Annotated in this window: 17 protein-coding genes; 2 read left to right on the forward strand and 15 right to left on the reverse strand. The window is 52.0% G+C overall.

The window, feature by feature from the left end; all coding sequences use genetic code 11:
- Nucleotides 1-18: 18 nt before the first annotated feature.
- The 14 genes from ACZ481_RS22145 to ACZ481_RS22210 all read right to left on the reverse strand — a co-directional run bounded on the left by ACZ481_RS22145 (nt 19) and on the right by ACZ481_RS22210 (nt 16,368).
- The gene (locus tag ACZ481_RS22145) at nt 19-1,305 is read right to left on the reverse strand and encodes a benzoate/H(+) symporter BenE family transporter (protein WP_464767500.1); all 1,287 of its coding nucleotides are present in this window, start codon (nt 1,303-1,305) and stop codon (nt 19-21) included.
- 148 nt (nt 1,306-1,453) lie between these two features.
- Nucleotides 1,454-2,899, reverse strand: a complete 1,446-nt coding sequence (locus ACZ481_RS22150; RefSeq protein WP_464767501.1) for a hypothetical protein — start codon at nt 2,897-2,899, stop codon at nt 1,454-1,456.
- Entirely contained in the window at nt 2,899-3,513 is a 615-nt protein-coding gene (locus ACZ481_RS22155) for a 4Fe-4S binding protein (protein WP_464767502.1), read from the reverse strand. The genes ACZ481_RS22150 and ACZ481_RS22155 overlap by 1 nt, the downstream gene beginning before the upstream one ends.
- A gap of 223 nt (nt 3,514-3,736) precedes the next feature.
- A complete protein-coding gene (locus tag ACZ481_RS22160; RefSeq protein WP_464767503.1) occupies nt 3,737-4,516 on the reverse strand; it encodes an IclR family transcriptional regulator in 780 nt (259 codons plus the stop codon).
- Nucleotides 4,517-4,576: 60 nt separating this feature from the next.
- Complete coding sequence (gene larC / locus ACZ481_RS22165) at nt 4,577-5,773, reverse strand: nickel pincer cofactor biosynthesis protein LarC (RefSeq protein WP_464767504.1); 1,197 nt, start codon at nt 5,771-5,773, stop codon at nt 4,577-4,579.
- A gap of 551 nt (nt 5,774-6,324) precedes the next feature.
- The gene (locus ACZ481_RS22170; RefSeq protein WP_464767505.1) at nt 6,325-7,536 is read right to left on the reverse strand and encodes a pyridoxal phosphate-dependent aminotransferase; all 1,212 of its coding nucleotides are present in this window, start codon (nt 7,534-7,536) and stop codon (nt 6,325-6,327) included.
- 70 nt (nt 7,537-7,606) lie between these two features.
- A complete protein-coding gene (locus tag ACZ481_RS22175) occupies nt 7,607-8,368 on the reverse strand; it encodes an aspartate dehydrogenase domain-containing protein (RefSeq protein WP_464767506.1) in 762 nt (253 codons plus the stop codon).
- Nucleotides 8,369-8,378: 10 nt separating this feature from the next.
- Nucleotides 8,379-9,212 carry a glutamate racemase gene (gene murI / locus ACZ481_RS22180; protein ID WP_464767507.1) on the reverse strand — a complete coding sequence of 278 codons (834 nt, stop codon included), beginning with the start codon at nt 9,210-9,212 and terminating at the stop codon, nt 8,379-8,381.
- 75 nt (nt 9,213-9,287) lie between these two features.
- Entirely contained in the window at nt 9,288-10,826 is a 1,539-nt protein-coding gene (locus tag ACZ481_RS22185) for an N-acyl-D-amino-acid deacylase family protein (protein ID WP_464767508.1), read from the reverse strand.
- Between the two features lie 120 nt (nt 10,827-10,946).
- A complete protein-coding gene (locus ACZ481_RS22190; protein WP_464767509.1) occupies nt 10,947-11,933 on the reverse strand; it encodes an ABC transporter ATP-binding protein in 987 nt (328 codons plus the stop codon).
- The gene (locus tag ACZ481_RS22195; protein ID WP_464767510.1) at nt 11,920-12,933 is read right to left on the reverse strand and encodes an ABC transporter ATP-binding protein; all 1,014 of its coding nucleotides are present in this window, start codon (nt 12,931-12,933) and stop codon (nt 11,920-11,922) included. Before ACZ481_RS22195 ends, ACZ481_RS22190 begins: the two co-directional genes overlap by 14 nt.
- A gap of 31 nt (nt 12,934-12,964) precedes the next feature.
- On the reverse strand, nt 12,965-13,819 hold the full coding sequence (locus ACZ481_RS22200) for an ABC transporter permease (RefSeq protein ID WP_464767511.1): 855 nt from the start codon (nt 13,817-13,819) through the stop codon (nt 12,965-12,967).
- 14 nt (nt 13,820-13,833) lie between these two features.
- The gene (locus tag ACZ481_RS22205; protein WP_464767512.1) at nt 13,834-14,790 is read right to left on the reverse strand and encodes an ABC transporter permease; all 957 of its coding nucleotides are present in this window, start codon (nt 14,788-14,790) and stop codon (nt 13,834-13,836) included.
- Nucleotides 14,791-14,811: 21 nt separating this feature from the next.
- Nucleotides 14,812-16,368, reverse strand: a complete 1,557-nt coding sequence (locus tag ACZ481_RS22210) for an ABC transporter substrate-binding protein (RefSeq protein WP_464767513.1) — start codon at nt 16,366-16,368, stop codon at nt 14,812-14,814.
- Between the two features lie 34 nt (nt 16,369-16,402).
- Between ACZ481_RS22210 and ACZ481_RS22215 the strand changes: the two genes are divergently transcribed.
- The gene (locus tag ACZ481_RS22215; protein ID WP_464767514.1) at nt 16,403-16,579 is read left to right on the forward strand and encodes a hypothetical protein; all 177 of its coding nucleotides are present in this window, start codon (nt 16,403-16,405) and stop codon (nt 16,577-16,579) included.
- 176 nt (nt 16,580-16,755) lie between these two features.
- Complete coding sequence (locus ACZ481_RS22220) at nt 16,756-17,655, forward strand: LysR family transcriptional regulator (protein WP_464767515.1); 900 nt, start codon at nt 16,756-16,758, stop codon at nt 17,653-17,655.
- A 180-nt stretch (nt 17,656-17,835) separates the two neighbouring features.
- On the opposite strand, the gene ACZ481_RS22225 is transcribed toward ACZ481_RS22220, so the two are convergent.
- Nucleotides 17,836-19,020: an MFS transporter gene (locus ACZ481_RS22225; protein WP_464767516.1), complete on the reverse strand. Its 1,185-nt coding sequence runs from the start codon at nt 19,018-19,020 to the stop codon at nt 17,836-17,838.
- Nucleotides 19,021-19,199: the final 179 nt, after the last annotated feature.

A 19,199-nucleotide genomic window follows, 5' to 3' on the forward strand; every position in this document is an offset into this window, starting at 1 on the left:
TCCCTCCCATCAATTGAACTAGGCATTTTGCCCGTTTTCATGCTCAAACTGCAACTCTTGCTCTTGCTCCTGACGCTGAGCCATAAAATCCTCGCGTTCCAATATAATGGAGAACAGGAGACCGGCGATAAGCGCCCAAAATGGTGAGCCGATATTAAATATGCTGATATTGGAAACAGCGACAATGAAGGACACGAACGAACCGTATTTGAATCTGCCGGAAAAAGCACCGGCAAAGGCACTGATTAATACGCCAAACATAGCCAGACCTGCCAGCATCGCCGTCAGTTCTTTCGGCACAAGCCCGGCAACAGTAATGGCAACGCCGGCGGAAAGAGAGAAAAGAATCCAAAAAACACCTTCGGAAATAGCAGCAATAAAGCGGAGCGACTTATCCTCTCCGGCGGCCGGGCTGGCGCAAATGGCAGTACTGGGACCGGCAGTAACGCAGGGATGAGCCCCAAAAATGGCATTCAGAACAGTGCCAAGGCCAGGCGCGATGAATATCGAATTGATCGGCAGATTCTTATATCCTTCCGCCATCAAAACACCGACCGCCTGAATATTTTGCACGCCAAGCACCAGAATCGTCAGCGGGACTGTCAGTTCGAAAAAGGCTCTGGCCGTAAATTCCGGCTGCAGAAACAGCACCGGGGTGGCTAATTCAAACTGGAGCACATCCCACTGGGCCATGCCCAGCGTTGTTGCCAGAAATCCGCCCAGAATAATTGACCCCAATATGGGGGGAAATTTCTTAGAGAACCCTTTCAGCGCCGTGAGGGCAAAAAACAGCAGCACCGGCGGACCAATAAGCACCGGCTGATCCTTGATTGCAGTGACCAGATTAACGCCAAAGCTCATCATTACGCCGGCAATCATTCCCAGCATTACCGGCAGCGGCAGATAATTAATGGCCTTTTTTACCAGGCCGGAAACACTGATGATAATGACAAGCAAGGCCACCAAATAGTAGGCGCCCACCGCTTCCGCGTGAGGCAGGTGAGTTAAGGACTTGCCGATGATAATCGCGCCGGGAATACTGTAAGCGGCCACCAGCGGCAGCCGATACTTCAAAGCGTAATAAATGGTTAACAGGCCACCGGTCATATAGATCGCAAACAGCCAGGAAGTAGCGACCTCAGGGGCCAGCTGCCCCTGCTGAGCAGCATTCATGACAATAACGCCCGGACCCATAATACTAAATATTGCGGCGACAAAACCGGTGCCAATGCCGGCGGCATTAGCGTTTTTTACAGCAACCTTCAGGCTTTCGCTCAGTTTATACCCTGGTTCCATCCATGCCATATAAAATCCCTCCTCAATAGCGATTTATTATTTTACTTATTGGGCGATACACTTGCTTCATGCAGAACAGGCACCGGCTGTAGTTTCTTATCGAACAACCTGGAGCCAATATTTAACGTTGGCTGGTTGCCTGAGGTCAAGCGGCGGCTTATTGCCGCTTGACCCCCAAAGGCGAAATACCGCGTTGGCGCAGCCATTTTGGCATTAATTCCTCATCCACCCGTTTGGAGACAGCCGGCGCTTTTGCTTGCAGCAGCTCCAGGAGACTGTGGCTAAGATTCAGTCCGCCAATGGCGCCGTCAAAAATTAACACTTTATCGGTGTTGGTTGTTTTGTAGGCAAACTGCATGGCATTGTCAAGATTGTCAGAAATCACCGCATGTTTGGTATACTCCAGATTCTGGGGATCATTGTCAAAAAGTTCCGCTTGGGCTTTCTTGACCACAATTGTTGGTATCTGTTCCGAGAAAAATGCGCTGGGGTAACCGCCCCAGGCATAGTTGTGAATGACCATTTTAACGGCCGGATTAACCGGCGCAATATCGTCAATCAGCGGCTTGCCGTTTTTGCCGTAAAACGCCTCCGTATACCAGGTATAGGGCGGCAAATCGCCATCAAGGTCAAACAGATCGACGTTGGCCCCCACCATATTGGCATAAATGACGCCGGCGGCAAACACATAGGGCACCGGGCACGGGAAATCCAGGCCCACAATACATTCGTCAATCTCGCCCAGCAAGGTCATAATCTTCCCGTAATAATTAAGACCGACGAAAGTAAGATAGTCATTCAGTTCAAAGAGATCATTGGCAGCCACAACACCGACCACGCCGCTGGGTGCCATATCTAAAAACGCCGTAAAGGCAAATTTTGATTTAACAAACTCTGACTCAAAAATCGACCGGGCTGTAAAATTGGCGCCCCGCGGCCCCAGGTTCTGGTGATACGTGGAACGGGTTTCAATCCGGGCATAACTCATACCAAACGGTTTTACGGCCCGGTCCACATGGCGGTGAAAGTGCACTTCCCGGACGTCACTATTATGGGCATGGACAATCCAGTCGGCATCATACACCGATTTCAGCCCGTACAATGTCCCGATTTCTGTTTTAATCGGAATCCCTTCATCAATGGGGGCGATACATCTGGCTTTCCCTTTAAAATGCACATCCAGTCCATACTGCTTGATATACTCCTCGGTCTCACGGAAACGCAGCCCGTTGCCGGCCCGCAGCCTGATATCGGTGGCGCCCGTCCTGCTCTCGATCTCGTCCCGCACCACTTTCAGGAAGGTCGCATAGGGCTGGCCGCCAAGTAAGGTAAAGCCATGGTGCGAGGCCAGTACATTGACAGAGTGTCCCGGCTTAATCATAGACATGTCAATCTTTTGCAAAGCAGCGACTGCCGCCTGTTTAATCAGGTCAAGCCCGTCCCCTGCCGCACTGGGATAAATGACCTCCGGTGCATCAGGAAACAGCTCCTTGACCATTACCGAAGTCATCTCCGGATATTCGGCCATCCTTTTGGTGAGAAGATTAGGATGGATACCATATTGTGATATTTTTGCCGCTGTCGGTATAATCGGTTTGCGCATCAACGATCCCCCCTATTGCCTTTTGCTTTAATTACCTTTTCCAGAATCTTGATATCTTCGTCAAAATAGAAACCGCTTGTTTTGTATTTTTCTTTGATTTCCGGCGAAATATCCCAGAGTGTGGGCGTAATACCATACCATTGATACCCGTCAGGACGCTCGGGCTCAATGCCGGCTGCTTTCAGGATTCGCAGTATCGGCTGGATGCACTCCACCTTGCACCCCATACGAATGCCTGTCCTGCGGGATATTTCCTCCGGTGTGTTGGCGCCTGTCAGGACGGCTGCGGCTACTTCTTCCGCCCTGGTGGCGGTACAATAGCAGATGATCTGTTCCGGATGCATATGGGCAGTTTCACATAACTCCTGAATTTTTTCGTAAGGAACATCCTCCACATTAACAGCTACCGTATAAGGTTTTTCCAGCTTGACCATCGTAATGGCATATACGGGGCAGCGTTGCTCACAGGCGCCGCAGCCACGGCAAAACTCTTCATTGACAATCGCTTTTTTATCCTTAATCGCAATGGTGGCGGCCGGGCAAACCTTACTGCAGATAGCACAGCCAATACACTTATCGGCCGAAATCGACGGTTTTAAAGAAATGAGTTTCAAATGAATACCTCCCTGTTGAAATAATAAAAATCATCGTAACATCATTGGCGCCACATTCAGCTTTTCTTTTAAGCATCCCCCCCTAGATTGCGCGATAAATCCATGTGGTATTACAGCAAATGCAACAACCTCTCTTGTACGATATTATCGCACACTGTTCATATATATTCGAAAAAAACACGATACGAGTGTGCAGGGACACTTCGTTAGCGTGTTGTACTATTTATCTTTTATAGCCTAACTGGGTTGAGATTGTGTTGGCCGTATCAACGACATCGGCAATAATCTGATCTAATTTTTCCGGATTCATACGTTGCGTAGGGCCGGACAAGCTGATGGCCGCAATAACTTTCCGGCGATGATCGCGTATCGGTGCGGCAATGCAGCGCAGCCCGCTTTCGATCTCTTCATCATCCACAGCATATCCCTGGTGACGGATTGTTTGGAGGTGCTGCTGCAAGGCAGCCCCATCGGTAATCGTTTTTTCTGTAAATTTTTTTAATTGCTTTTCAGAAACTATTTTTTCTACTTCCTCATCCGCCAAACCGGCCAGCAGCATTTTGCCTACACCGGTACAATGGGCCGGGTTGCGGCCGCCAATTTGCGAAGAGATACCAATAGAATGCAAACTGGCCACCTTGTCAATATAAACAACCTCTCCCTGCGATAAAACCCCCAGATGCGCTGTTTCACCATGTTTGGCAACCAACTCCCGCAGCGGCGGCACAGCGAGTTTCCGGATATCCATACTGGAGTGAACAATCTGACCCAGTTCGAACAGCTTCATTCCCAACGAATACCGGGCAGACATCTGGTCCTGCTGTACTAACCCCAGCTGTTCAAGGGTAGCAATAATACTATAGGTTGTACTCTTGCTTAGGCCGACAGTTCTGCTGATATTGCTCAGGCTGTCTTCATTGCCGTTGGCAGCCAGATGGTCTAAAATACTAACCGCCCTGGCAATAGATTGAATCTGCTTACTGTCATTTGTTGAGTTGCGCATATATACACCCTTTTCACTGGTAACGGTAATTTAACTAGTAGCTTAAACAGCCACTGCCACCTACTTAAGCATCAGGTCAAGCAGGGGATCACAGCAACGCAATACCTGCAGCTGAATGGTTTTTAAGGGAATGTTATACTTGACGGCAATGGCCTTGCAGTCTTCAAATTCCGGGGCGATATTCATGACCTTGTCATTCAGCTTGCCAATCTTGACTTTAACCGGGCCCCACTCGGTCTCGATCTTCAGCAGGGAGACATCAATATGCGTAGTTTCGCAGCCCAGAATACGAACCCCCAGGGTACTTGTTTCGGCCAGTAAGATCTGCACCATATCGCTGACCTTGCCGGCTGAGGCCATAACCGTGATTTTGGTGCCGGGCCGGTTCTTCTTCATTAAGATCGAAGTGAGGTACACCTCATGGGCTCCGGCCGCAAACAGGCGCTCCATAACATAGCCGTAAACCTGCGGATTCAGGTCGTCAATATTAGTCTCAATGATCCTGGACTCACCGGCAGCGCCGATGTCATCACGCAGTTCCTTAGCTCCCAAATACAGGCGCAGAACATTAGGAATGTCAATATCCCGGCTGCCAGCCCCATAACATACCTTCCTGGTTATAAAATAAGCCGGCGGTGACCCGAAGCCCTTTGCCAGCGTAGCGACAATGGCCGCACCGGTGGGAGTCACCAGTTCTTTCCTAATATCCCCGGCATAAAAAGGAATTCCGGTTAACAGCTCCGCTGTTGCCGGTGCCGGGACCGGCATAAGGCCATGACTGCATTTGATATAGCCGGCGCCGACATGAAGGGCTGAAGCATATATTTCCTCGATTCCCAGATATTCCAGACCGATTGCGGTCCCGACAATGTCAACAATGGAATCAATCGCCCCAACCTCATGAAAATGAACTTTATCTACAGAAACCCCGTGTACTTTGGCTTCGGCAGCAGCTAAGCGGGAAAATACGGCTAACGAACGCTGTTTGACCGGCTCGGACAACAGGCTGTTTTCAATAATTTCCCGGATATCATTAAAATTCCGGGCAGGCTGGAACCATTTGCTGACATCGACATTAAAATATCTGGCCCTGATGCCATGTTTGGCTACTTCCTTATCAATAAGCTTATATGATGATAAAGATAGTTTTTTCAGCTCTGCTGCAAGGTATTCCAGCGGCATGCCGGCGTCCAGCAGGGCACCAACCATCATATTGCCGCTTATACCCGAAAAGCAATCAAGATAGGCAATCGTCATGCTGCTACTCCTTTTTTTGTGTAGGTGGTTGAACAAACACCATTGCGCATCGTGCGACATTATCGCATATCGTTCGACAATTTTCTTACATCTCTATTCTACATAATAATTTCAATTCCTGCAATAGTAAAAATTTTTTAATAAAGAAAATACGGGCTTGCGCCGAGCCTTAGCGGAAAGGGAAGCCGCTGCTGGCCCTTATGCAGGGAAAGTTTACTTTTTATCAGGAAAAAAAGCAAATCCCCTTTAGTCGGTAAGAGTAACCGGCATAAATCATTTTACTCTCCGTAGCTTTAAAACATGAAAAAAGACGGTCAAAAGTATAAAAGACTTGGCTTGTGCCAAGTCCCTCAGGACGCCGGCAGAAGTCGCCTGTGCCCTTTAGGGTATAGGCGTTCTGCATATCAATAGAATTTATTTGTAAATTTGGCAGATTGAGATAAACGCGCAAGCCCTCACCGCAAAACGGGAAAGCTCGCGCGTTTTTTTACTGTAGACAAAAGGATGCTTTTGGGGCGGTTTGTGGAGGAAAGCCCCAGGGCGGCCAGCACTTATTTGCGGTATCTTTCAATCAGCGCAACCGCCCGTTCAATGGCCTGCACGGCTGCTGCATGATCCTGGGAAAGATTCAGGCGAAAACTATCGGTAAAGTGTGAGCCGAACTCGGTACCGGGTGTGACAGTTACTCCCGCCTGCAGCCGGAGGATTTTGACAAAATCCCGGATATCGACAGTCAGCGCCGGCAGGCGGGGAAAGAGGTAACTGCCGGCCTCCGGCACTCTTACGGTAAGCCCCGTAACCGACCGGAGAATGGGTAATAAGTCATCCCGTATTGCCTTATGCTGCGCAATCCGCGTATCCAGCCACCCGCTTGGCTCGGCAAACCAGGTTTTCAATACGGCCTGGCTGTAGCCGGCGGCGCGCAGGGACACAATGGCCTGCAGTTTCTCCATGCGCTCAATGATTCTGGCTGAGCCAAATGCCACGCCCAGCCGGTAGCCACTCAGCGATTCCAGTTTTGACGGTCCGATAATCGTAATAATCTTCTCCGGATCGATGTCTGTCGCGCACAGATGGGTATAGGTTCTCCCTTCATAAAGCAGCCGCGAGTAGAGCTGATCGACAATAACCGTGGCCCCGTACTGTTGGGCCAGGCCGGCAATGGCGCGAATCTCGGCCGGCGAATAGATTACTCCGGCCGGGTTATTGGGGTTGGAAAATAAAAAGAGCCTGACCCCGGCCTTAAACGCGTTCTCCAGCTGGGTAAGATCCAAACCGGCATATTGTGGGGTGCCCAGATAATTAATTTGAACCGGAAATACCTCGCCCTCAAAGAACTGGACGAGCTTGCGGTTGGCAAAGTAGTCGGGCTCTACAATGGCAACTTTGTCGCCTCTGGCAACAGTGGCGCCGATTGCCAAAAACAGTGCCCCCTGTGTGCCGGGAGTGATAATCAGGCCCTGATCGGCAGAAACCGCCGTGCCGCAGAACCGGGTGAGCTTTTCCGCCAGATCCAGGCGGCTGCTGCCGGCGCCGCGGTACTCCGTGTAGGCCTGCTCGCCGCCGCGCCGGACCCCGGCAATATATTCGTCCAGCGAGCCGGGGATGGGTTCAAAGGCATTTACATCACCATGAGAGAAATCGACCGGCCTGCCCGGTATCGCTTCCCCCCGGAGTCCAATTTCCCCAACATGCTGGCGTACTTCCTGGCCAGGTGCATTATCGACACCGATCTTTGAAAATTTGTCCTGTAACAGACTCATGGTACTTCCCCTTTCATCCTTCAAAATATTTATTTTCAATCACAAACAAACCGCAGAATACGCTATGGGCTTACAGTATTACCAGCCCCTGCCTGGATAATATCCGTCGGATTGACGAGTAGGCAGAAACCGGTGTATAGGCGCCTGTGACCCCTGATCCCGGCTCGCTGACGACATCAATTTTAAAGGTACAGCCCTGGGCTTTGACCTCAATACAATGGGTGTTGCCAGGTGCACCGGGGTCGGAAATAATTATAGAGCGGGTTTCATCAAAGCCCAGCCCGGCCAGGGCAATCGCCGCATGGACATTAACATTGCGCGGATACAGCTTGCAGACCTCGCGGGTTGGTCCCTCGTAAAGAATCGTTCTGCCGGTGTCGGTGCGGCCCAGATTGGCGGGCCGCTTGGTGGTGGTAACGGTAACAGCCTGTAAAACCTCCTTGCCGTCAACTATACCGTCAAGCCCGACAATAGCCCCGTGCGGAATATAAAGCCGCCGCCGGTGGGTTTGGCAAAGGTGCTGCATCCGGTTCAGAAAATCCTGGTCGGCAAAGGCGGTTGCGGAAAAAACAGCCATGTCGGTGAACGGTAAAACGGCCGGTGCCAAATCCAGTACAGCCTGTGCGGTTGCCGCTTCTATGACCAGATCCACGCCAGCGGCGCATTGTTGCCGCATTTCTTCAACCGAATCCGTAATCAGGCTATCGACCTGTTTATCCCCTGCTGCCGACCGGTTAAAAATAAAGGCAAATTCCACGCCATCCCGGGACAATTTCTCGAAAATATATTTGCCGATGGTGCCATAGCCAATAAGACCGACTTTTCTCTTCATGATATTCTCCTTACGCAGTAGTTTTGCCGGTTACCGGGGCTTGGCCCTGATCCAGGTCAAGATACTGAAAGCGGCAATCGGCCACGTCAATGAGCTTACCGGCAATACACCGTATTTTTTCGATATCCGGTTCGGAAAACAACAGCGTACTGGTCGGATTGTCGGTTGTATGCAGTCCCCCGGTTTGCTGGAGGCAATACAGGAGCTGTCTGGCGGTTTCTGGCGCCGGGTCCAGGATCGTAATATCCTCGCCCATAAAACTGCGGATGGCAGGCAGCAAAAACGGAAATGCCGTGCACCCCAGCACCAGGGTATCGATCTGCGCTGCCCGTAACGGTGCCAGATATTCGGCCACAGCCGCTCTGGCTTCCGGCCCTGCCAGGTCACCACGATTAAGGAGGGGCGTAAATTTGGGGCAAGCCGCATAAAAGACCTGAATACCAGGATCCAGCTGCAAAATATCCTGCTTATGCAAGCCCGAACGGACGGTGATCTCGGTGCCGATAACCCCCACCCGTTTGTTCCTGGTAGCAGCAACTGTCACTTCAGGAATGCGGCTCACGCCAATTACGGGCACGCAAAACTCCTGGCTCAGCTGCTCCAGGCCCAGTGCCGTAACCGTATTACAGGCAATCACGATTGCTTTGGCTTGCTGGTTTTGCATAAATTGCATAATCTGTTTCACAAAACTTCTCAGTTCGGCTTCCGGTCGCGAGCCATAGGGCGAGCGGCCGGTATCGCCAAAGTAAATATAGCTTTCCTGGGGCAAAAGTTTCTTAATCTCTTTGTAAACCGTCAAGCCCCCCAGGCTTGAGTCAAACAAGCCAATCGGCTGCTCCTTCACAATAACGCTCCTCCTTACTATACTTACTACTTTTACCATACTGTCTCCTGCCTGCCGGCACCGGGGCGCCGGCATTTAAAAAGACATTCCCTCCTGATAGCGCAGCACGCCTTTTACCCAGACCCGGCAAATCCCGGCCGGCAGTTTTTTGGGTTCGGCGTAGCTGTTGGTATCTGTCACCCGCTCGTAATCGAACAGCACCAGATCAGCAGACATTCCCTCGCGCACCAGGCCGCGATCCCATAGCCGCAGACGCCGGGCCGGTTCATAAGTAATATTACGGATGGCGGTGTGCAGCGGTATGACGCCAAGCTCACGCACGTAGCGCCCCAGAAAACGCGGAAAAGTGGAATAGGCCCGCGGGTGCGGCACGGCGCCGACAATGCCGTCAGTACAAACACAATGATAGGGGCTGCGCATCACCTGCTGCACATCCTCCTCGCACAGGGCGTGGTAAATGCAAATGACTGACGAGCGGGTTTTCTCAAGAATATGAAGCACCGCCACCGCCTCCTCCAGCCCTAAGCGTTTGGCTACGGCGTCGAGATACAGGCCGGCCATCCATTCCCACTCACCGGGGGGGACGGCGGCAATCTGCACGCTCTGGCCGCTGCCGCGCACGTACAGTTCCTGGCGGGTATCTGCCAGAATTTTTTCGTAGAGTTCCGGCTCATGCAGACGCTTATGAAATTCGTCCTCACCGCCGGCATAGGCCCAGCCGGGAGCAATGACCTTCATGCCGGTGCTGCCTGCTGTCCAGGGATACTGGTCAAAGGTGATATCATAGCCTTCGGCCTGGAGTTCCGCCATACGGTCCAGGATTTTGAGCACCTTGCCCCAGTTGAGAAAGCCCAGTGATTTGAGGTGGGAAATCAGCAGCCTGACGCCGCTCTGTTTCATCACCTGCACCATTTCTTCAAACGATTCGAGCAGCCGTCCCATCTCGTTGCGGGTATGCACCATAACGATGCCGTCATGCCGGGCCACCACCCTGCAGACCGCGATAAGCTCCGCGGTGGCGGCATAGCTGCTGGGCGGATAGATCATACCGAACGAAACGCCGCACGCGCCTTCAGCCAGGCTGCGTTCAATGAGACTTAAGATCTGCTCCAGCTCTGCAGGCGTGGGCACCCGGTTTTCGCTGCCCATTACATGCATGCGGATTGTGCCGTGTCCTACCAGGCCAACATAGCGCACGGCGGGATTGACCTTGTCAATTTCCTGCATGTATTCGGCATAGCTCCGCCACCAATACGGGCGGTCTGCCCGGCCGCAGAGAGGCGCCATGTTTTCAGCCAGTTCCTGGACATGGGCGCTGTCAATGGGGGCAACGGAAGATCCGTCCTGTCCGAGCACCTCAGTAGTGATGCCCTGGCCGATTACCTGCAGCAGCCGGGGATCCCGGAAGATCTCAAGCTCGGAATGACTGTGGGTATTGATAAAGCCGGGGGCGAGAATCAGGCCTGCCGCTTCCACTACCTCGCAGCCCGCCGGTGGCAGCGTTCTGCCGATCCGGCTGATGACACCGCCGGCAAGCAAAACATCGGCGATGAAAGGCGGGGTGCCGCTGCCGTCATAGATAGTTGCTCCTTTTATAAGCGTGGGGATAGTCATGCCATTCACTCCATTTCGCGCCAATTCCTTCGGATATGGCGATAAGTGATATAAAATCTTATTTTAATGATTTAAATTCATATTTTATGCTATAGTGAAGTCCGGCGTTGTTCCGGCCGGTTAGTAAAGATGACAGGCAACCCGCCGCCCGGCCGGCATCATTTTGGTCGGGGGAGCTTCTTGCCGGCACTGCTCCCGGACAGCCGGGCAGCGGGTGTGGAAAGCGCAGCCTGACGGCAAATTAAGCGGTGACGGTACGTCGCCTGACAAAATAATACGCTCTCTTTTCCGGTTCAAATCGGTCCGCGGGATGGCGGAAAGCAACGCCTGGGTATACGGATGCAGGGGTTCGGCAAACAAGTCGTCCGTATCGGCCTCTTCCACCAGGCTGCCCAGATACATAACCCCGATTTTAGCGGCAATATGCCGTACCACACTCAAATTATGCGCGATAAACAGATAGGTCAGCGACAAATCCTGCTGTAATTCCGCCAGCAGGTTGATAACCTGCGACTGGGTTGAAACATCAAGGGCCGACACGGCTTCATCGCACACAATAAAACCCGGCCCCACCGCCAGCGCCCTCGCCAGCACAATCCGCTGCCGCTGGCCGCCGGAAAATTCATGGGGGTAACGGTCATACTGCTCCCGGTTTAAGCCTACCCGGTGAAAAAGCTCATAGACCTGCTCCCGGCGGGTATTAGGCGCCCCGAGGTTATGAATATCGAGTACCTCCCGGATAGCCTCACCGACCCGGAGGCGGGGATTCAGGGCGGAAAATGGGTCCTGAAAAACAATCTGCATGTCTTTACGAATCTGCCGCAGCGCCACCCCGTTTAACGTTACGATATCCTGGCCCTGATATAAGACCGCCCCGGCCGTGGGTTCAATCAGCCGCAGCAGCAGACGGCCGGTCGTGCTTTTCCCGCAGCCGGACTCCCCGACCAGGCCGTACGTCGTTCCTTTGTCAATCGCAAAGGATAGGTCGTTAACCGCCTTTACCACCGCCGGCGGCTTAAACAGTTCCTTTTTCCCCGGAAAATGCTTTACTAAATGCTTTACCTGGATTAACGGCTCAGCTTCCCGAACCACCTTACTGCCCGGCATGACACATCACCCTCTCATCCGGATTTTTATAATGCCAGCAGCGTACTTTATGGGCGGTATCAATGGTCTCCAGGCCCGGCGGCGCCGACCGGCAGAGGGCATCCGCCCGGGGACAGCGGGGAGCAAACCGGCAGCCCGGCGGAATCTGCTGCAGGGACGGAACCTTGCCGGCAATCATGTGCAGCGGTTCCCGCCGGTTGCCTTCCAGGGTGGGAATGGAGCGGATCAAGCCGGTGGTGTACGGATGGGCCGGCCGGGTAAACAGGGTTTCCACAGAGCATTCCTCGACAATTTGTCCCAGATACATCACCATGACCCGTGAGCAGACCTCGGCTACCACCCCCAGGTCATGGGTAATCAGAATTATGCCCATATTGATTTTTTGCTGCAACGCCAGCATAAGCTCCAGTATCTGCGCCTGAATGGTCACATCCAGCGCCGTTGTCGGCTCATCGGCAATCAGCAGGCTGGGCTCGCAGGCCAGTCCCATGGCAATCATGACCCGCTGCCGCATGCCCCCCGACAGCTGATGGGGATATTCATGAAGCCGCCGCTCCGGCGCGGGGATTCCCACCAGCTTCAGCATATCCACCGTCCTGGCCAGGGCCTCTTTCCGGCCAAGCCGCTGATGGAGAATGATCGACTCGGCAATCTGATCGCCAACCGTGAAGACCGGGTTTAAGGAGGTCATGGGGTCCTGAAAGATCATGGCTATGCGGTTGCCGCGGATGGCTTGCATTGCGTCCACCGGCAAAGCCAGCAGGTTCTTGCCTTCAAACAGGATTTCCCCCGCAATGTTAGTGCCGCTGTATTCTTCAAACAACCGCAAAACCGAAAGGGAGGTTACACTCTTGCCGCAGCCGGACTCACCGACCAGCCCCACTGTTTCGCCGGCCTGTACCGTAAAGTCAATGCCGTCAACGGCCGTTACCGTTCCCTGCTCGGTCGCAAAATAGGTTTTTAAATTATTTACTTGCAGTAAAGGATAAAGATTGTCCATGTGTCTCATCCCTCATTTTCTGTAGTTAAGATCAGCTTTTGGCTTTGTTGGTGCGGGGATCCAATAGGTCCCGCAACCCGTCGCCGATAAGATTCAGCCCCAGCACGGTCATAACAACGGCGCAGCCGGGAAAGATCATAATCCACCAGGCCTGCCGGATCAGGGTCCGGCCATCATTTAAAATATTGCCCCAGCTTGGCTGCGGCGGCGGTGTCCCCGCCCCCAGAAAGCTAAGGGAAGCCTCAATGATAATCGCGTAGGCGAAGATAAAGGTGGCCTGAATAATTAACGGCGACAGACAATTAGGGGCAATATGGCGCCAGATAATCCTGGCCGGTGTTGCCCCCAGGGCGTGAATGGCCTCAATATAGGTTTGTTCCCGCACCACCAGGGCCGCAGCCCTCACTGCCCGCGCCACCCGGGAGATGTACACCACGCTGATGGAAATAATAACATTTTGAATGGTCGGCCCCAGAGCGGCAATAATCGCAATGGCCAGCAAGATGGTGGGAAAGGCCATCATCCCGTCATTGATACTCATAATGACCAGGTCCAGCCGGCGGTAATAAGCGGAATACAGCCCTAACACCATCCCTCCCAGGGAGGTGATAATAACCACAGCCACCCCCACCTGCAGGGAGATCTGACTGCCGTAAATAACCCGGCTGAACACATCACGGCCAAACTCATCGGTGCCGAACCAATGGGCCGAACCGGGAGGCTGCAGCCGGTCCGCAACCTTCATGGCCAGCGGGTCATACACCGTAATGAACGGTGCCAATACAGCCATCATGATAACTAAGAGCACTAGCATACTCCCTGTTACGGCCAGCCGGTTTGCCAGAAAGCGCCGCAGAATAAGTCGTTTTCTTGAAATAGCTTCCACTGCCAACTCCCCCTTCATCGTGACTGGTCGTCCAGGCGAACCCGCGGATCAATGCAGGCGTACAGAATATCTATGAATAAATTGATAAAAACATAGGCTGCGGCAATCATCAGAATCGTGCCCTGGATCACCACATAATCCCGCCGCAAAACCGAGTTAACAACCAGCTTGCCGATCCCGGGAATGTTGAACACCATTTCGGTTACGACCGCCCCGCCGATCAGGGTGGCAAAGGTCAGCCCGATCACTGTTATCACAGGGATAAAGGCATTTCTCAGGGCATGCTTATAGATAATAACCGGCCGGTTCAGGCCCTTGGCCTGGGCTGTGCGTATATAATTTTCGCCGAGCACCTCCAGCATGGAGGCTCTGGTCATACGGGCAATCAGCGCCGCCTGCATAATCCCCAGCGACAAAGCCGGCAGCAGCAAATATTTAAGATGGTTCAGCAAGCCGCTGGCCAGCGGCTGATAGCCGGCCGCCGGCAGCCAGTTGAGCTTCACGGCAAACAGCAGAATAAAATTGAGCCCCAGCCAGAAGCTGGGAATGGAGATTCCCAATAACCCGGTGATCATTAACAACTGGTCAACCCAGCTGCCCCGCCTGGTTGCTGCCATAACGCCCAGCGGCAGGGCAAATAGTACGGCGATCAGCTCGGCCAGCAGCGACAGGGAAACCGTTGGCCCCAGGTGCTCCCAGATGGCCTGTGTAACCGGCATATTCATAAATATCGAATGTCCCAGGTCACCCTGCAGCACCCCGGAAAGCCAGTGAGTAAACTGAATGTAGAGCGGCAGAGTAAGACCAAGCTGCTCACGCAGCCTGGCCAAATCCGTTTCTGAGGCGTCTGATCCCAGCATAATAGCCGCGGGATCGCCCGGCGTCAGATGAATAATAGTAAAATCAACCAGGGCAACAACGGCCAGCACGGGGATCAACGACAGTATCCGTTTGCAGATATAGCGCAGCATAAGTTTCTTCCCCCTTGCTGATTATTGAACGGAAACATTCCAGAACGGCGACTCCATAAAGTATTTGTACCCTTGTACATAATTCCGGTAGACTACCAGCCCGTTCATATTGCCGAGCTTGACGGTCGGGACGTCTTGCCAGTAAAGCGCCTGGGCCTGACCGAATATTTTCCTGGCCTCCTCAAAGCTGGCGCTGCCCCGGACCTGATCCAGCAGGTTGTCCATTTGCGGGTTGTTATACCAGCCTGCCCACTTCAGACGGGAATCAAGGAACAAGATGGCGGTCGGCTCCCGGAAACCGGAAGAGGTGGTCACAAACATATCCCAGCCGCTCTGGTTCGAGCGTTTGCTGTTTAAGGTCGCCCAGTCATATACCTCCAGCTTGACATTGACCCCGATTTTTTCCAGTTGTTCCTTAACAACCAGCGAGCTCTTGTACATATAATCAAAATCACGGGTTACCAGAAACACCACCGGCTCGCCCTTATAACCGGACTCGGCCAACAGTTGCTTAGCCAGTTCCGGATTTTTCTGGTTGTACTTTTCCTTGCCGTTATCCACATACCAGGCATCCTGGGGGAATACCAGCCCGGCATCCAGTGTATAAAATTCCGGATTGCCTGTTACCGCTTTCATAATGGGGTCCATATCCAGGGCGGCAGCCACCGCCTGACGGGCCTTGCTATTGGCGAACAGCGGATTTTTTTTGTTAAATACCAGATTCAGATAGGTCGTATCCTGGGCAATGGCTGTTTTTAAACCGGCGCTGCTTTTTAACATTTCATAATTATCGAAGGGGATCTCATCAGCGATATCGTATTCACCGGACTGCACACCGGCCACCCGGGTCGCATTGTCGCCCACGGGGATGAAATAGAGATCCTTTACCAGGGCTTCCCGCTTGCCGCCGAGGCCGCTGGCCGGTTCCGGGCGCGGCTTGAAACCGTCAAATTTTGTCAGGTGAATATATTGATCCTGCTTCCATTCCACAAACCGGAACGGTCCTGTACCGACAAACTGTTTCACATTGCCGTCGCCGGCCTCCTCAATAACCTCCTTCGGCATAATCGACGCCCCCTGCGAGGGATAAGCGAGGGAGAACAGCACGGCATTGGAGGCTGCCGGCAGTGTTATGACAAGCGTAGATTTATCAGGGGCGGTAATCTCCGCCTTTCCCAGATTGGCTTTACCCAGAGCGGAATACTTGCGCCAGCGGTCAATGGACGCCAGCACATCCTCAGCTGTCATAAGCTTGCCATTATGGAATGTGATATCCTGGCGCAGCCGCAGGGTTGTGGTTTTGCCATCAGGGCTGACTTCAATTTTTTCAGCCAGCATCGGCACTACCTTGTAGTTTTCATCCAGTGTAACCACGGTGTCATAGATATGCCAGCCCACCTTTTGCGCAATCTGGGTAGTTGTTTTGTGCATATCCAGTGTCGGCGGTGCTGCCGATATTGCCACTTTCAGCTCGTTTTTTTCCTTCTTTGCTGACTCAGGGGCAGAATTAGAGCAAGCGGTTGTTACAAACAAAGCCAGTACTGTGATTACTGCCAAAAGCCATTTACATCGTCTCATGTAGAACCCCTCCTGTTTTTTTTTTGCTGATGCTATGATTTTAACAAAGCTGGCAGCCGGTTATCACCGTCGGTTCAGCCGGCAAACCGAGGCAATAAAAAAAGACACCGCAGTTGTAAGCGCGAAGTCTTCTTTGACTTACCAGCCTTCTTATCAGCTTGTGCCAGCCGTGCCGGGAGCTGCTCCCGTTTTCACGGCCGGCAATAAATAAAAAAAAACGCTTTTAAGCCTATAATCCATAGCCCTTAAAAGCGTCTTTGCTTTCATACAAATTAATTATTTTGTATGAGTAAAGTATAGCTCTTTCCTATTATGCTGTCAAATGATATAATGACATAAATATTATGATTTTTATTCATATGTTATCATTTTTTTGAGGTGAACCACATGAACATTAAAGAGCTTCAGTATGTTGTGAAAATAGCCGAGGAACAAAGCATATCCAATGCGGCCAATCAGTTATTTGTTTCCCAGTCCACCCTCAGCCATGCCTTAAATAAGATTGAAAGCAAGCTGGGAACCGCCTTGTTTGACCGCTCCACCATACCGTTGAAGCCGACGTACGCCGGTAAGGTATTTGTAGAGACAGCGCATAAAATACTGACCCTCAACAAAGAGCTCTATCAGCAAATCCAGGATATCGCCGAGTACAAACGCGGCGCGCTGGTTGTTGGTGTGACCCATCTGGCCGAACGGTATTATCTGCCTATGGTGTTGCCAGGATTCCGCCAAAAATACCCGGGCATTCAGCTTACGATTAAAACAGCAAGCCTGGCTGAACTGGAAAGCCTGCTGCTAAAAAATATGGTTGACTTTGCCATTACCCTGCCCAATACCCATTCGCAGCTGGAATACCGTCCTATTTTCGACATGGAAATCCTGCTGGCCCTGCCCATAAATCACCCGCTGAGCCAACGCCGCCCCGGCCAGGACGGGGAATATCCCGAGCTTGATCTAAAAGAGCTGGCCCGGGAGGAGTTTATTATTCTCCAGCCAGGCCGCATGATCAGGGAGACCGCGCTTGCGGCCTGCAAAACAGCCGGCTTTACCCCGAATATCGGTTTGGAAACCTCCAATTTGGATACGGCCCATGCCTTGGTGGCTGAAGGATATGGCGTTACCTTTATGCTGGATGTTATTTCTTATAATGCTCCCAAGAAAGACAGGGTCGCCTATTTCCGGATCAAGAATTTTAACCTGTACCAAACCTTTTGCCTGGGGTACCTTAAGGGCAAGTATCTGCCAAAGGTAGTCGATGAATTTATGCAGGCGGAAAAAGTTCGCTGATGCCGAGTATGCCACGCGGTTTCCCTGTAAGCGCCAAAAAAACTGCCCCACCCTTGACAGCAGTCAATAGAAAGCTTCCGCTTCAGCTTGCGCTTTCGGCCTCCTCCCTTTCCTGCCTACAACTATTTTTTTACATTTTTTCTCCTTTAATCCTTTAATTAGATTTTTATAGCTTTTACACTAATGTACGCGTTCTTCATACACACGGACGATAACCAGCAGCGCCAGTAGCGGACCTGCCGCTAAAATCCACCAGACATAGTTGAAATTGCCGGTAAAATCCAGTACTTGCCCAATAACCCAGGGACTCAGCAGGGATGCCATCTGGAATAGACAGTTGGCCACACCGTTGGCCGTAGCGGCCCGGGTTATGCCGGCGGTCTGCGATATCAGCACGGTAAGCTGGGGATTAGCCAAATAAGAACTGAAGCCGCCGGCGAAGCCTGTTAAATACAATAGTTCCAGTCTTGTTTGATAGCCGAACAAAATAGTAAATGGTACGACAAGGATAAATGCGATGATCACCAATGGCTTTCTGCGCCCCAGCCGGTCGGATATAATACCGGATACAAGCGGTGCAATAGCCCCCCCTAAGCCATAATATGCCATTACGGTACCGGCCTCACGCACCGAAAAGCCAATTCCCTTAATATAAACATTGGCCCAGGTGGCTGTCCCCAGCTGCAGCCACATTAACAAGAAACCGGCAGCAGAAAGCAACATCAAATCTCTGTTGCCAAATATGTATTTTAAACCTGCTAGAACATCCTCCCGTTTCTTGTCAACACTGTAATTAACTTTCATCAGGAAAAACACCAGCACACCGGCAATGATGGTCAGCATGCCTACGGCCTGAAAAGCGCCCCGCCAGCCAAACAGCAGGTTTAAGTACGGCACAAGAATATTGGTTATCAATATGCCGCTGGAAGGGGCTGCCGTTAATATGCCAAAAGCCAGCCCCTGCTCCTGCGGCGGAAACCATTCCACCAGGGCCCGGGAGCAGGAGGAAAAGACGGCGCCCGAACCTAAACCGGCCAGGATTCGCAGATTAAACCCCACCTCATAGTTGGCGATTAGGGAAAACGAAGCGGTCGCTAGGCCTTCAATAATCAGACACACCGCCAGAATGATCCGCACGCCAAACTTATCCGCCAGGATGCCGGCCGGTATCTGGGTGGCAACATACCCCAAATAAAAGGCGCTCATAAAGGCTCCGGCCTGGCCCATATTCATTCCTAAATCGGGAACAATAACCGAGATTAGCGGCGGCCAGGTAAACCGGGTAATAAAGCTGAATAAAAAGCATAATACGCAAAGAACTAAAATAACCCACCGGTATTGTAAAGAGTCAGTTCTGTTTTGCATAGCGGCCTCCTTGTAATGGGCTAGACGTGTAGACAACTTAAATTATATATACGACATATTTTGACAATATTCCTCTTATTAAAAATATTTAGTTTTATTATTTTGCTTGCAGCTGCTGTGATTCATTCAGAAAACCGGAGTCATTTCTTGGGGAAACAGCAAAGGTCTGGATAGCGGTT

The sequence above is a fragment of the Sporomusa intestinalis genome, assembly GCF_055383785.1.